At 71.8% G+C, this 13,396-nt stretch carries 13 protein-coding genes; 7 read left to right on the forward strand and 6 right to left on the reverse strand.

Annotation, left to right across the window (positions count from 1 at the left end; translation table 11 throughout):
* Nucleotides 1-47: 47 nt before the first annotated feature.
* Genes HCK04_RS25945 through HCK04_RS43770 form a run of 3 tightly spaced genes read right to left on the reverse strand, consistent with a single transcriptional unit; the run spans nt 48 to nt 3,447 of the window.
* Nucleotides 48-716, reverse strand: a complete 669-nt coding sequence (locus HCK04_RS25945) for a response regulator (protein WP_142650005.1) — start codon at nt 714-716, stop codon at nt 48-50.
* On the reverse strand, nt 713-3,298 hold the full coding sequence (locus HCK04_RS25950; RefSeq protein WP_142650006.1) for a sensor histidine kinase KdpD: 2,586 nt from the start codon (nt 3,296-3,298) through the stop codon (nt 713-715). The genes HCK04_RS25945 and HCK04_RS25950 overlap by 4 nt, the downstream gene beginning before the upstream one ends.
* A gap of 47 nt (nt 3,299-3,345) precedes the next feature.
* On the reverse strand, nt 3,346-3,447 hold the full coding sequence (locus HCK04_RS43770; RefSeq protein ID WP_142650007.1) for a potassium-transporting ATPase subunit C: 102 nt from the start codon (nt 3,445-3,447) through the stop codon (nt 3,346-3,348).
* 251 nt (nt 3,448-3,698) lie between these two features.
* Between HCK04_RS43770 and HCK04_RS25960 the strand changes: the two genes are divergently transcribed.
* The 6 genes from HCK04_RS25960 (at nt 3,699) to HCK04_RS25985 (ending at nt 8,131) form a co-directional block, all read left to right on the forward strand.
* The gene (locus HCK04_RS25960) at nt 3,699-4,199 is read left to right on the forward strand and encodes a DUF3147 family protein (protein WP_142650008.1); all 501 of its coding nucleotides are present in this window, start codon (nt 3,699-3,701) and stop codon (nt 4,197-4,199) included.
* Between the two features lie 215 nt (nt 4,200-4,414).
* Nucleotides 4,415-4,792 (forward strand): DUF3147 family protein, encoded by a 378-nt coding sequence (locus HCK04_RS25965; RefSeq protein ID WP_168066259.1) that lies wholly within the window; start codon nt 4,415-4,417, stop codon nt 4,790-4,792.
* 28 nt (nt 4,793-4,820) lie between these two features.
* Nucleotides 4,821-5,000 carry a hypothetical protein gene (locus HCK04_RS25970; RefSeq protein ID WP_142650010.1) on the forward strand — a complete coding sequence of 60 codons (180 nt, stop codon included), beginning with the start codon at nt 4,821-4,823 and terminating at the stop codon, nt 4,998-5,000.
* Nucleotides 5,001-5,152: 152 nt separating this feature from the next.
* The gene (locus HCK04_RS25975; protein ID WP_142650011.1) at nt 5,153-6,427 is read left to right on the forward strand and encodes a cytochrome ubiquinol oxidase subunit I; all 1,275 of its coding nucleotides are present in this window, start codon (nt 5,153-5,155) and stop codon (nt 6,425-6,427) included.
* Between the two features lie 13 nt (nt 6,428-6,440).
* Nucleotides 6,441-7,463, forward strand: a complete 1,023-nt coding sequence (gene cydB / locus HCK04_RS25980; protein WP_142650012.1) for a cytochrome d ubiquinol oxidase subunit II — start codon at nt 6,441-6,443, stop codon at nt 7,461-7,463.
* Between the two features lie 149 nt (nt 7,464-7,612).
* A complete protein-coding gene (locus tag HCK04_RS25985) occupies nt 7,613-8,131 on the forward strand; it encodes a hypothetical protein (RefSeq protein WP_142650013.1) in 519 nt (172 codons plus the stop codon).
* A gap of 12 nt (nt 8,132-8,143) precedes the next feature.
* Here HCK04_RS25985 and HCK04_RS25990 read toward each other — a convergent pair whose 3' ends face one another.
* Both HCK04_RS25990 and HCK04_RS44330 read right to left on the reverse strand, forming a co-directional pair.
* A complete protein-coding gene (locus HCK04_RS25990; protein ID WP_142650014.1) occupies nt 8,144-9,190 on the reverse strand; it encodes a glucose 1-dehydrogenase in 1,047 nt (348 codons plus the stop codon).
* Nucleotides 9,191-9,818: 628 nt separating this feature from the next.
* Nucleotides 9,819-10,400, reverse strand: a complete 582-nt coding sequence (locus tag HCK04_RS44330) for a helix-turn-helix domain-containing protein (protein ID WP_312845772.1) — start codon at nt 10,398-10,400, stop codon at nt 9,819-9,821.
* A 50-nt stretch (nt 10,401-10,450) separates the two neighbouring features.
* Between HCK04_RS44330 and HCK04_RS26000 the strand changes: the two genes are divergently transcribed.
* Entirely contained in the window at nt 10,451-11,347 is an 897-nt protein-coding gene (locus HCK04_RS26000) for an NAD(P)-binding domain-containing protein (RefSeq protein WP_142650015.1), read from the forward strand.
* 531 nt (nt 11,348-11,878) lie between these two features.
* On the opposite strand, the gene argG is transcribed toward HCK04_RS26000, so the two are convergent.
* Nucleotides 11,879-13,327 (reverse strand): argininosuccinate synthase, encoded by a 1,449-nt coding sequence (gene argG, locus HCK04_RS26005; protein ID WP_142650016.1) that lies wholly within the window; start codon nt 13,325-13,327, stop codon nt 11,879-11,881.
* Between the last annotated feature and the right edge of the window lie 69 nt (nt 13,328-13,396).

A 13,396-nucleotide genomic window follows, 5' to 3' on the forward strand; every position in this document is an offset into this window, starting at 1 on the left:
ACGACGCGTGCCGGAGCGTTCGAAGGATGGCAGCGGAAGTGCGGCCGTCAGGAGGTGAAGCGGTAGCCCATGCCGGGCTCGGTGATCAGGTGGACGGGGTGGGCGGGATCCTTCTCCAGCTTGCGCCGGAGCTGAGCCATGTACTGCCGCAGGTAATGCGTCTCCTTGACGTACTGCGTGCCCCACACCTCGCGCAGCAGCTGCCGCTGGCTGATCAGCTTGCCGGGATTGCGCACGAGCAGTTCGAGGATGTGCCATTCGGTCGGAGTCAGCCGTACGTCGCCGGAAACGGTCTTCTCGGCGAGGTCGATCACGTGCTCCCCGATGCTCACGCGGGCGGGCTCGCTCTCCCGGGAGCCGGTGCGCCGGGTCACCGCGCGTACGCGGGCCAGCAGCTCGTCCACCCCGAAGGGCTTGGTGACGTAGTCGTCCGCCCCGGCGTCCAGCGCGTCGATCTTGTCCTGGTTGCCGCTGCGTCCCGACAGCACGATGATCGGCACGCTGCTCCAGCCGCGTACGCCGTGGATGACGTCGACTCCGTCCATGTCGGGCAGCCCGAGGTCCAGCACGATCAGGTCGGGACGCCGGTCCGCGGCCTCGCGCAACGCGGAGCCGCCGTCCGCCGCGACGGCGACCTCATACCCGCGCGCCGCCAGGTTGATCCGCAGCGCGCGGAGGATCTGCGGCTCGTCGTCGACGACGAGGATCCGGCTCATGACGCCGCACCCCCCAGATCCGCGGGGCTCTCCCGCAGGTCGTGGAGGTGTACGGCGACGGGCAGGGTCAGGATCATGGTGAGCCCTCCCCCGGGTGTCTCGTCGGGTGACAACCGGCCTCCCATCGCCTCGGTCAGTCCGCGCGCCAGGGCCAGGCCCAGCCCGACGCCGCTGTGGTTGTCCCGGTCGCCCAGCCGCTGGAAGGGCAGGAAGATCCGGTCGTAGGCGTCGCGCGGCACACCGGGCCCGCGGTCGATTATCCGGATCTCGGCCCGGTCTCCGTATCTGCTGGCGGTGACGAGCACGTTCTCTCCTGCGGGGGTGTAGCGGACGGCGTTGCCGACGAGGTTGGCGAGCACCCGCTCCAGCAGCGCCGGATCGGCGACGACCTCGGGGAGGTCGTGCGGGATGTCGATCTTCACCTCGGCGGCGAGCGGCCCGAGGTCGTCCACCGCCCGGGGCACGACCTCCTCGACGGCGACCGGCTGGGCGGCCACGCCGAGCACCCCGGCCTGCAGGCGGCTCATGTCGAGCAGGTTGGCCACCAGGCGGTCGAGTCTGGCCAGCGACTCGTCCGCGGCCTCCAGCAGCTCGGCGCGGTCCTCCGGGGACCACTCGACGTCGGTGGCGCGCAGACTCTCCACGGATGCCTTCGCCGCGGCCAGCGGGGTGCGCAGGTCGTGGCTGACCGCCGCGAGCAGCGCGGTGCGCATCCGGTCGGCCTCCGCGAGCGGCCTGGCCTGCCCGGCCTCCTCCTCCAGCCGTTCCTGCCGCAGGGCGACGGCCATCTGCGCGGCGAACGCCTCGATGACGCGGCGCTCGGAGGCGTCGAGCAGCCGACCGCGCGCGGCGAGCACGAGGTCGCCGTCGATGTCCACGTCGGTGCCCGCGGCGTCCGGGCAGGTGCACGGCTCTCCCCCCGAGGTGGCGACGATCCGCCACGAGGCGGGGTCGGACCGGTCGTCCGGCCCCTGTCCCGCCTCAGGCCGCCGTTCCAGCAGGGTGACCGAGACCAGGCCGAACGTCTCCCGCGTACGCGCGAGCAGGGACGGCACGGCTCCCTCGCCGCGCAGCACGTGCCCGGCCAGCGCGGACAGGATCTCGGCGTCCGCCCCTGCGCGGGCCGCCTCCCGCGTACGGCGGGCCGCCACGTCCACGATCATGCTGACCGCCGCCGCGACGACGACGAAGACGGCCAGGGCGAAGAGGTTCTCCGGGTCGGCGATCGTGAGCGTGTGCGTCGGCGGGGTGAAGAAGAAGTTGATCAGCAGTGATCCGGCGACCGCCGCCGTGATCGCCGGCCACATGCCGCCGATCAGTGCCACGCCCACGACGGTGGTCAGGAACAGCAGGATGAAGCTCGGCAGCGACAGCGTGTCCCGGAAGGGCAGCAGGACGGCGGTGAGCAGCGGCAGGCCGGTGAGCGCGACGGTCCACCCCGTCAGCCTGCGCCGCCGGGTGAGGGCCGCCCGCGACCGCTGCGGGCCCTCCCGTCCCTTCTTGACCTGCTCGTGCGTGATCATGTGGACGTCGATCGAGCCCGACCTGGCGGTCGTCTCGACGCCCACCCCTCGGCCGAAGATCTGCGCGATCCGGCCGCGCCGGGAGGCGCCGAGCACGAGCTGGGTGGCGTTGACGCCGCGGGCGAAGTCGAGCAGCGCGCGGGGGATGTCGTCGCCGACGACCTGGTGATAGGTGCCGCCCATGCTCTCCACGAGGGCGCGCTGGCGCGCCAGCAGCGCCGGGTCGCCCCCGGAGGCGAGCCCGTCCGCCCGGGTGACGTGGACGGCGAGCAGGTCGGCGCCCTTGGTGCGGGCGGCGATGCGGGCCGCGCGCCGGACGAGGGTGTCGCCCTCCGGTCCCCCGGTCAGCGCGACGACGACCCGCTCGCGCGCCTCCCACGTGTCGGCGATGCCGTGCTCGGCCCGGTAGCGGTCGAGCTGCTCGTCCACCTCGTCGGCGAGCCACAGCAGGGCCAGCTCGCGCAGCGCGGTGAGGTTGCCGACGCGGAAATAGTTGGCGAGCGCGGCGTCCACCTTCTCCGGCAGATACACGTTGCCGTGCGCGAGCCGCCGCCGCAGCGCCTCAGGAGCCATGTCGACCAGCTCGACCTGGTCGGCCCGCCGTACGACCTCGTCGGGCACGGTCTCGCGCTGCGGGATGCCGGTGATGTGCTGGACGACGTCGTTGACCGACTCCAGGTGCTGGATGTTGACCGTGGAGATCACGTCGATCCCGGCGTCGAGCAGGTCGTCGATGTCCTGCCAGCGCTTGGCGTTGCGCGAGCCCGGCGCGTTGGTGTGCGCCAGCTCGTCGACCAGGGCGACGCTCGGGCGCCGGGCGATCACCGCGTCGGCGTCCAGCTCGGTGAAGGCCGCACCCCGGTACGTCACGGTCCTGCGGGGGACGATCTCCAGCCCCTCCAGCAGCTCCGCGGTGCGAGCGCGGCCGTGGGTCTCCACCAGGCCGACCACGACGTCCGTGCCGCGTTCGCCGCGGCGGTGGCCCTCGCACAGCATGGCGTACGTCTTCCCGACCCCGGGTGCCGCGCCGAGGTAGATCCGCAGCCGCCCGCGTGGCATGGCCGATCACCTCTCCCTGTCGAGGGCCGGATTGAGTTCGAGCACGGTCACGCCGGGCTCCCCAGGAAGCCCGGCGCGCGGCCGGTCGTGTGCGCGGCCGCGATCAGCGCCCGCACCCCGCGTACGTCCCGCCCCCGTTCCCTGGTCACTCTAGGAGCCTGCAGCTCGGCGTACGGGACCGGTGGACCGTTGACGGTCTCAGCACAAGCAAAGTCCCGAATCGGTGGCAGTTGGACGCTCTTGACGGCTTTCATACGGGTTCGCACCGAGTATTGACGCGCTCTGTACGCGGTCCACGCCGGGGGTTTCGGGCACACTCGCGCCGGAAATCAACGCGGTTCAACCGGCGAGCGGCGCCCCCCCGATCCATCTGTGTCGGCTCCGGGGGAGGGGGCGCGGGGTGAGCGAGATGACCGGCCAGATCGTGGAGGTCGTCGTGAAGGCGCTGGCCGGGGGCGTCTTCGTGCTGGCCTTCGCGGCGCTGGCCGAGATGCTGACGCCGAAACGGCTCGCCGGGGTGTTCTGCGCCGCCCCTTCGGTGGCCCTGGCCAGCCTCATCGTCACCGCCGCCATCACCGGTGTGCCCGACGTCCTCGCCTCGGCTCAGGGCATGCAGATCGGCGCGGTCGGGTTCACCCTCTATTGCCTGATCGCCGCTCCTCTGCTGCGCAGGTGGGGCGCCTGGCGGGGGGCGCTGGCCGCGCTCGCCGTCTGGGGCGTCGTCGTGGCCGCCGGGTACGCCCTGGCGCCGCAGGGCCTGCTCGGCGTCCGGACGACGGCGGTCCCCGGTCCACGCCCCCAACCGGCGGCCCTGGACCTCGCCCCCCAACCGGCGGCCCTGGACCTCGCCCCGCCACCGGCGGCCCTGGACCTCGCCCCGCCATCGGCGCACCCGTCATGAGCGCCCGCCGAGACGACGGCCCGGCACCCGGCGACCGGCGGTCTTCGGATGACGAGCGGCCCTCCGATGACGGCGCGGACGGCCGGATGGCCGATGACGGCCCGGTTGCCGGCGACGGGCGACCTTACGAAGGCCGGCGACCTGCTGAAGACGAGCGACCTTGTGAAGACGAGCGACCTGCTGAAGACGAGCGGCCTCCTGAGAACGAGCAAGAGGTGCGGCTGCGGCTCAGCGAGCTGCGGCGGCCGCCCAAGCGGGACTGGGCGGTCCGGTTCGCGTTCGGCGTGGGAGTGTCGGCGCTCGCCGGGGTGGTGTCCGTGCTGGCCGGCCCGCGCGCGGGCGGGCTCTTCCTCGCGTTCCCGGCGATCCTGCTGGCGAGCGTCACCCTCGTCGCCAAGGAGGAGGGCGTGCGCCAGGCCGTACAGGACGTGGGGGGTGCGACCTTCGGCGCCATCGGCCTGATCGGCTTCGCCGTCGTCGTCGCGCTCACCGTGACCGCCTGGCCGCTGTGGCTGTCCCTCACGACCGCCACCCTGAGCTGGGCGGCCCTCTCCCTGGCCCTGTACGCCACCGTGACCCGGCTCCGCCGCTGAGCCCGAACGACGCGGGCATGAGCCGAATGTGCGAAAAAACGGTGCGCGACCCCGAGGCGCGCACCTCATCGGGGTCACGTTCAGCCGGTATGTCCTGGCCGGCGGCCCCATCGCGGCCATGTCGGCCGACGAGCCGACCCGCTGCCTCACGATGACGCTCGACGGCACCCTGTTCCGCTCCGCGGGGACGGCACCCGCGTCGTCCTGATGCGGCCCGCTGCCCCCAGCACCTGCCACGAGAAGGATATGATCCGTCCACTCTTGCGGACTTTGCGAGAAAAGGGCTGATTTGTCGCACCCCCCATGCCCCGGTCCTCTCGCCGCCGGTGACGGGCGAACGTCGACGACGGGCGGACACCGGTGACGGACGAGACGCTGGCACGCCTCCAGTTCGCGACGACGGCCGGCTTCCACTGGCTGTTCGTCATGCTCACCCTCGGCCTCGCCCCGTTGATCGCGGTGATGCACACCCGGCACGCCCTCCGGGGCGCACCGCTCCTGGAGCGCATGACCCGGTTCTGGGGACAGATCTACGTCGTGAACTACGCACTGGGCGTCGTCACCGGCCTGGTCATGGAGTTCCAGTTCGGGCTGGCCTGGAGCGGGCTGGCCGAGTACGCCGGCAACGTCTTCGGCGCTCCGCTCGCACTGGAGACGATCGTCGCCTTCTTCGCCGAGTCCACCTTCCTGGGCATGTGGATCTTCGGCTGGGGGAAGCTGCCCAAGGCGGTGCACGTCACGCTGATCTGGCTGGTCACCCTCACCGCGTACGCCTCGGCGTACTGGATCATGGTGGCCAACGGCTTCCTGCAGCACCCGGTGGGGCACGAAGTGCGCGGCGGCGTCGCCTACCTCACCGACTTCGGCGCCCTGCTCACCAACCCCAACGCGATCAACGCGCTGGTGCACGCGGCCACCGCCGCGCTGATGACCGGTGGAGTGTTCGTGGCGGGGGTGAGCTCCTACCACTTCCTCAAGCGCACGGCGGAGCGGGAGTTCTTCCGCGCCTCGCTGCGGCTCGGTCTGTTCGTGGCCACGCCCGCGGCGTTCGTGGCGCTCTACTACGGGTTCGTGCAGATCCCGACGCTCGTGGACACCCAGCCGATGAAGGCGGCGACCCTGCAGGGCCACATCGACGACCTCGGCTCCCTGCGCGTCGAGGACGTGCAGGCGCACCTGGTGCAGCGGTTCGGCGCGGGCGACTACCGGCCGCCCGCCTGGATCGCCACCGCCTTCGACGTCATGCAGGACGTCGGCTATCTGATCTTCCTGCTGATCGTCGTGGCCCTCGTCCTGCTCTACCGGGACTGGTACCTCCGGTTCCGCCCGGCGGCCTACCTGATGCTGGTCGCCGTCCCCCTGCCCTTCGTCGCCGCGCTCGGCGGATGGCTGCTGCGCGAGGTGGGGCGCCAGCCGTGGGCGGTGTACGGCGAGCTCACAACGGCCGCCGCACGGTCGCCCGTCGGCTCGATGACGGCGTCCCTGATCCTGTTCTGCGGGGTGTTCCTCGCGCTTGCGGTCGCCGATGTGGCGCTGATCGTCCGGTACGCCCGCCGCGGCCCGGCAGGCACCGACCTGGGGGGCGCACCCGGCGACGGGCAGCCGGAGCGGCCCGCCTCGTCGCTCGCTTTGTGAAACAGGAGCCCTCGTGACTTTCGGACTCGTGTGGCCGGCCCTGCTCGGGCTGCTGCTCGCCGGTTATTTCGTCCTGGCCGGCTTCGACTACGGCGTGCAGATGCTCGCTCCCCGGCTCGGCCGCGACGACCGCGAGCGGCGCGCGCTGCTCAACGCCTTCGGCCCGTTCTTCCTCGGCAACGAGGTCTGGCTGGTGGCCGCGGCGGGCGTGCTGTTCGGCGCCTTCCCCTTGCTGGAAGGGCGGCTGCTGTCCGGGATGTACTTCCCGTTCGCGGCGATCCTGGTCGGCATCGTCGTCGGCAACACCGCCGTACAGTTGCGCAGCCGCCACCGGAGCGCCACGGCACGCCGGCTCTGGGATGGGTTGATCTTCCTGGGCGGGCTGGTGCCCGCCGTGGGGTGGGGGCTCGTGACCGGCCGCCTCCTCGCCGGGGTGCCGCTGGACGCCCGGAACGTCTTCTCGATCGGACCGGCCGACCTGCTCCACCCCTTCGTGCTGCTGTGCGGCGCCACGACCACGGCGGTGTTCCTCGCGCACGGGGCGGCCTTCCTGGCCTGGCGAACCGGCGGCGCGCCGGGCGCGCGGGCCGCGCGGGCCGGCTGCCGCGCCCTGCTCGTGGCGGCCGTGGCGGCGGCGGCCGTCCTCGTCACCGGCTTCCTCTCCTCGGCGCGGCACGCCCTCGTCAACCCGTGGCCCGCCCTCGCGACGGGCGGGGCCCTTGTGGTCGTGCTCCTCACCGGGGCGGCTCTGCTGCGCGCGGGCCGTACGGGCCGTGCCTTCGCCGCGACCTCGTGTGCGGCCGCCCTGCCCGTCGTGGCACTCGGTGCGGGCCTGCACCCCTTCGCGCTGGTCACCTCCGGCGCCCCCGGCACCTCCGGCACCGGCCTGCGGCTGGCGGAGGCGATGGCGGATGCGGGCACCCTGCGGATTCTGACGGTCTTCGCCGCGGTCATGGTGCCGCTGATGGTGCTTTCCCAGGTCTGGAACTGGTGGTTGTTCCGCGACCGGGCCGGTCGTACGCGGACGTACCTGTAGCTCCTTCGTCCACGAGTTCGCCGAGTGGCTCGACGTGCTCGGCCCGGTTCCGTTCACGACCCGGAAGACGTACGGCGGTCTGTCTGGTTCCGCCCGCCTGGGACGTACGCATGTGCTGAAATATGCCAGTGAATCGGACGAGGCAGGCGATGGGTGAGATCCTCGTCTACCTTTTCGCGGCCTTCCTGATCACCGGTGGCGTGCTGGCGTTCTCCTACGTCCCCAGCGGCGAAATGGTCTCCTACACCGGCGACTACGAGCCGCTGCGCGGGGTGCAGATGAGCGCCGCCTACCACTCGATCCTCGACATCGGCTTCGACGAACGCGGCCTGCTCGCGCGGCAACTGCACCATCGCTGCGCGATCCTGCTCGGCCTGGGGGCCGTCGTCTGGGCCCTGCTCGGCCGGTTCCGGTATGCGCTCCCGGTGCTGGGCCTGGCCGCGGTCGCCGCACTCGGCGGCTACGGGTCCACCGACGACCTGCTCTCCGGCACCTTCCTGGCCAGGGTGCCCATTCCCGTCTGGTACGGCCTGCACCTCGTGGCGGCGCTCGGCGTGGGCGCCCTGCTGGTGGTCTCCTCCCGCCGGGAGGCCGCCCGGCAGCCCAGGACGGGGGGCTTCATAGCGGTGACCCTCGGCCTCACCGCCATGCTGATCTTCCTGGTGTGAACGGCGGAGCCGTCACAGCTCGATGACGACCTTGACGTCCTGCGGCCCGGCGGTGAAGGCGTCGTGGAACGCCTCCAGCGGCACCCTGCGGCTGATCAGCCGGTTCAGCCAGGCGAGGTCGGCCCTGGCCAGGGCGTCGGCCGCGCCGGCATAGTGGCCGAGGTTGGCGTTGACCGAGCCGATGAGCACGTCGTTCTGCAGCACGATGTCGCGGTTGAGGCCGCCCGCGTCGAGCGTGATCCGGCGCCCGGCCGAGGAGACGCCGGTCAGACAGACGATGCCGTACGGCGCGGTGTTGGCGGCCACGGCGAAGATGACCGGTCCTGCGCCGGTCGCCTCGATCACCACGTCGGGGCTCACCTTCGCGGCGACCTCTCCGGCGTCCCCGGCGTGGTAGACCGCGCCGAGGTCCCGTACGAGGGCCGGTTTGGGGCCGTCCGTGACCCGGTCGAGGACGTGCACCTCCAGCCCGCGCTGCACGCCGAGCAGCGCTGCGAGCAGGCCGATCGGCCCCGCGCCGGTGACCAGCGCGGTCTTCGGCGCGAACCAGGCCCGGGCACCGACCTTCTCCACCTCGTCCCACGCCTTGGCGACGACGCTGGTCGGTTCGAGGAGCATTCCGACGTCGGCCAGCCGGGGATCCAGCCGGACGGCGTATCCGGGCTCGACCACCCAGCTCTGGCCGGCATATCCGTCCAGTTCCTTGATGCCGCGCTCGGTGTAACGGCCGTTGCGGCACATGTCGAACTGCCCGTGCGCGCAGGCGCCGCACGGCACCGGGTCGGGCCGCCGGACCACTCCGACCACGAGATCCCCCGGGGCGAAGCCGCTGCCGGACGGCGCCTGCCGCACCCTGCCCAGCGACTCGTGGCCGATGACCAGGCGGTCGCGGCCGGGCGGGGCCCAGCCGTACTCCCCGGCGGCGATCTCCTTGTCCGTGCCGCACACGCCGACGGCGAGACCCTCGACGAGCAGGTCACCCTCGCCCGGCTCCGGCTCGGGGACGTCGGTGACGGCCAGGGAGTCCTTCTGCGACGGGATGACGGTGAGAGCGCGCATCAGCGCTCACCTCCAACGTGTTCGCGGCCGTGCGCGACGTGCCCGGCAGCCGCCTCGGAACCAGCGTAGGTTGATCGACTCATCGCGTCCCATCAGGGCCGCCCTGCGCGGCTCGCCGTGTCCGGCGGCCGTGTGCAGGCCGCCGCACAAGGGCCGCCGTGTCCGGGCCGCCGTGTGGAGGCCGCCGTGTCCGGGTCGCCGCACAAGGGCCGTCGTGTGGAGGCCGCCGTGTGGAAGCCGCCGTGTGGAAGCCGCCGTGTCCGGGTCGCCGTGTCCGGGTCGCCGCGCAAGGGCCGTCGTGTCCGGGCCGCCGTGTGGAGGCCGCCATGCCGGGGCCGCCGTGTGCAGGTCGCCCGCCAAAGGTCGTCGAGCAGGCCGTAGTCCTCGATCCGCTGTGCCACCGATCTTCCCCCTCCGGCGGTCGATCTCGCCGTCGCGGACAAGGGCCGGGCTACCCGGACAACGGAAACGTATGCACTGGACGGAGAACGGCGTCCTGTGCAGGGCTTCGCGGCCTACCCACCTTTTTGTGGGTACTTGTCGGGCCGGGGCGGGCGGCGTGAAGCTTGGTTGCGGGCAGCCGGAAGGCCGCCTGAGTCCAGGCGAGAACGGGGGTGACGGCGATGTCTCAGGAGACCGGGAGAGGCCCTGCCTGCGCCTCCGTCTTTCCAGACGGCCAATCCCCAGACGGCACTTCCCCGGACGGCCCCTCCCCGGACGGCACTTCCCCGGGCGGAATCTCCCCAGCCGACGTCTCCCCGGACGTCGCGTTCCCGGACGGCGTCAGCCCGGACGTCGCCTTCCCGGACGGCGTCAGCCCGGACATCGCCTTCCCGGACGGCGTCAGCCCGGACGTCGCGTTCCCGGACGGCGTCTCCCGGGCCAGCTTCTCCAGGCGGCGATGTCCCCAGTCGGACAGCGGCGCCAGCGCCTCGGAGAGGTCACGACCGAAATCGGTCAGTGAGTACACCGTCTTCAGCGGGCGGCCGTCGTACACCTCACGGTGCACCAGCCCGTCGGATTCCATTTCCCTGAGCGTCTGAGTCAGCACCTTCTCGGTGAGGCCCGGCAGCCGCCGGAGCAGCTCGCCGGGACGACGCGGAGCGGATTCCAGCAGCCAGAGCAGGATCGTCTTCCACTTGCCGTCGATCACCGCGATCGCGGCGGTGACCCCGCAGACGTTCGGGTCTTCGGCGCGGCTACGCGTCATCTTTCCATCCCGTTCAGCGCTATCGCTGTCATGCATGCAGGAGTCGAGACATGAGCCAGCACGTCCACCAGTCTGCCGTCACCGTGCTCGGTCTGGGACCGATGGGCCGCGCCTTGGCCGGGGCCTTCCTGGACGCCGGCATCCGCACCACGGTCTGGAACCGGACGCCGGGCAAAGACCAGCAGTTGACCGAGCGTGGCGCGTACAGCGCCCCCACGCCGGAGTCGGCGGTCGCCGCGAGCGAGGTGACCGTGATCTGCGTGGTGAACTACGACGCCGCGGACGCCGTCGTACGGCGTGACGCTGTCGCCGGCGCGCTCCGGGGACGCACCCTCGTGAACCTGACCGCCGACACGCCAGGCCGCGCCCGGAGCACCGCGGCCTGGGCCACCGAGCACGGCATCGGATATCTCGACGGCGCGATCATGACGCCGACCACGACCATCGGCACCCCGGCCGCGGCGTTCCTGCACAGCGGCCCGGAGGAGCTCTACCGGCGGCACCGGCCGCTCCTGGAGGCCCTCGGCGGCACGCACACCCATCTCGGCGAGGACATCGGCCGGGCGGCGGCCTACGACATCGCGCTGCTCGACGTCTTCTGGACCGCGATGGCGGGCTACGCGCACGCGCTGGCGGTGGCACGGGCCGAAGGGGTCAAAGCGCGGGAGCTGGCGCCGTTCGCCAAGGGCATCGGCGCGATCCTGCCGCCGATCTTCGAGGAGGCGGCGGCGGAAGTGGACAGCGGCGGCTTCTCCGGCGAGGGCAACCCGATCACCTCGGCGGCCTCGTCCATCGCCCACATCATCGAGACCTCCGAGGCCCACGGCATCGACGCGAGCGTGATGCGCGCGGCCCAAGGCTGGGCCCGCCGCGTCATCGCACAGGGCCACGGCGCCGACGGGTTCACCCGGATCACCGAGCTCCTCACTCCCCGCGCCCACACCTGACCCGGCTCCCCGGTGTCCCCGGCCCGGTTTCCGTACGTCGAAGGGGCACCCGGCCGCTCCCAGCTCCCGGTCTCCGAACGGCGAAGAGGCGCCCGGCCGCTCCCGGCCCGGCACGTCCCCACCTGGCTTCCCCGGTGCTTCCGGGGCTCGTCCCCGGCCGGACTGCCAGACGTTCCCGGCCCGGCACGTCCCCACCTGGCTTCCCCGGTGCTTCCGGGGCTCGTCCCCAACCGGACTGCCGGACGTTCCCGATCCGGCTGATCCGGGACCCGGATCCCGCACGCCCCCGGGCCCGGCTGCCGGATGTCTCGCACCCGGTCCCCGTACGGCGAAGGGGCGTCCGGCGGCACCGGGCGCCCCAGTCGTGGTGAGTCCTCGAAGATCCCGAACGCCACGACGTCCTCCTGATGCGGGTGCGGGCTCGGTGTCCCGCATACGCATCGAGGAGGACGTCAAGTCCGGCCGTACCGGCCTGAGCCGTGGTCGGTCGGTCCTGTGATCAGTCAGTGGCGTGATCAGTCGGTGGCGTGGTCAGTCGGTGCCGAGCTCCATGGCGGCCTGGTCGAGGAGCTCCTCCTCGGTGGAGACCTCGCCGCGAGAGGCGATCGCCTCGGCTCCGCCCTCGGGCATCGCGCCGATCAGCCCGGTCGACGCCGCCTGGGCGGCTCCGATCAGCGCCGGCTGCTGGCTGCCGACCATGCCGAGCCTGGCGTACTGCTCCAGTTTGGAGCGGGAGTCGGCGATGTCGAGGTTGCGCATCGTCAGCTGCCCGATGCGGTCCACCGGACCGAAGGCGGAGTCTTCGGTGCGCTCCATGGAGAGCTTGTCCGGGTGGTAGCTGAACGCGGGCCCGGACGTGTCCAGCACGGAGTAGTCCTCACCACGCCGCAGCCGCAGGGTCACCTCGCCGGTGACCGCCATGCCGACCCAGCGCTGCAGCGACTCGCGCAGCATCAGCGCCTGCGGGTCCAGCCAGCGGCCCTCGTAGAGCAGCCGGCCCAGCCGCCGCCCCTCGATGTGGTAGCTGGCGAGGGTGTCCTCGTTGTGGATCGCGTTGACCAGCCGCTCGTAGGCCGCGTGCAGCAGGGCCATGCCCGGCGCCTCGTAGATGCCCCGGCTCTTGGCCTCGATGATCCGGTTCTCGATCTGGTCGGACATGCCCAGGCCGTGACGGCCGCCGATGGCGTTGGCCTCCAGCACCAGATCGACGGCGGAGGGGAACTCCTTGCCGTTGATCGTCACCGGACGTCCCTGCTCGAAGCCGATCGTGACGTCCTCGGTCGCGATCTCGACGGAGGGGTCCCAGAAACGCACACCCATGATGGGCTCGACGATCTCGATGCCCGTGTCGAGGTGCTCAAGAGACTTGGCCTCGTGAGTGGCGCCCCAGATGTTCGCGTCGGTGGAGTAGGCCTTCTCCACACTGTCCCGGTAGGGCAGCCCGTGCGCGAGCAGCCACTCGGACATCTCCTTGCGCCCGCCGAGCTCGTTGACGAAGTCGGCGTCCAGCCACGGCTTGTAGATCCGCAGGGAGGGGTTGGCGAGCAGACCGTAACGGTAGAACCGCTCGATGTCGTTGCCCTTGAAGGTGGAGCCGTCTCCCCAGATCTGCACCCCGTCTTCGAGCATCGCGCGCACCAGCAGGGTGCCGGTGACGGCCCGCCCGAGCGGGGTGGTGTTGAAGTACGTGCGGCCGCCGGACCTGATGTGGAAGGCCCCGCAGGCCAGAGCCGCGAGCCCCTCCTCGACCAGGGCCGCCCGGCAGTCGACCAGCCGGGAGATCTCCGCGCCGTACGCGGTGGCACGCCCCGGCACCGAGGCGATGTCAGGTTCGTCGTACTGGCCGATTTCGGCGGTGTAGGTGCACGGCACTGCACCCTTCTCCCGCATCCACGCGACCGCTACCGAAGTGTCGAGGCCACCGGAGAAGGCGATCCCGACACGCTCGCCGACAGGCAGAGAAGTGAGCACCTTGGACACGAGTAGAATATATACACGGGAATGCATGATCATGCAATCCCGTGCGCAGCGGATCTCGGCGGGAGCGGA

It is taken from the genome of Microbispora sp. CL1-1 (genome assembly GCF_012034195.1).
Lineage (GTDB): Bacteria > Actinomycetota > Actinomycetes > Streptosporangiales > Streptosporangiaceae > Microbispora.

Excerpts from the sequence above, each read along its gene's own strand:
- HCK04_RS25945 (WP_142650005.1), bottom strand. The coding sequence starts at position 716 with ATGAGCCGGATCCTCGTCGTCGACGACGAGCCGCAGATCCTCCGCGCG.
- HCK04_RS25950 (WP_142650006.1), bottom strand. The coding sequence starts at position 3,298 with ATGCCACGCGGGCGGCTGCGGATCTACCTCGGCGCGGCACCCGGGGTC.
- HCK04_RS25985 (WP_142650013.1), top strand. The coding sequence starts at position 7,613 with ATGGGTGAGATCCTCGTCTACCTTTTCGCGGCCTTCCTGATCACCGGT.
- HCK04_RS25990 (WP_142650014.1), bottom strand. The coding sequence starts at position 9,190 with ATGCGCGCTCTCACCGTCATCCCGTCGCAGAAGGACTCCCTGGCCGTC.
- HCK04_RS44330 (WP_312845772.1), bottom strand. The coding sequence starts at position 10,400 with ATGACGCGTAGCCGCGCCGAAGACCCGAACGTCTGCGGGGTCACCGCC.
- HCK04_RS26000 (WP_142650015.1), top strand. The coding sequence starts at position 10,451 with ATGAGCCAGCACGTCCACCAGTCTGCCGTCACCGTGCTCGGTCTGGGA.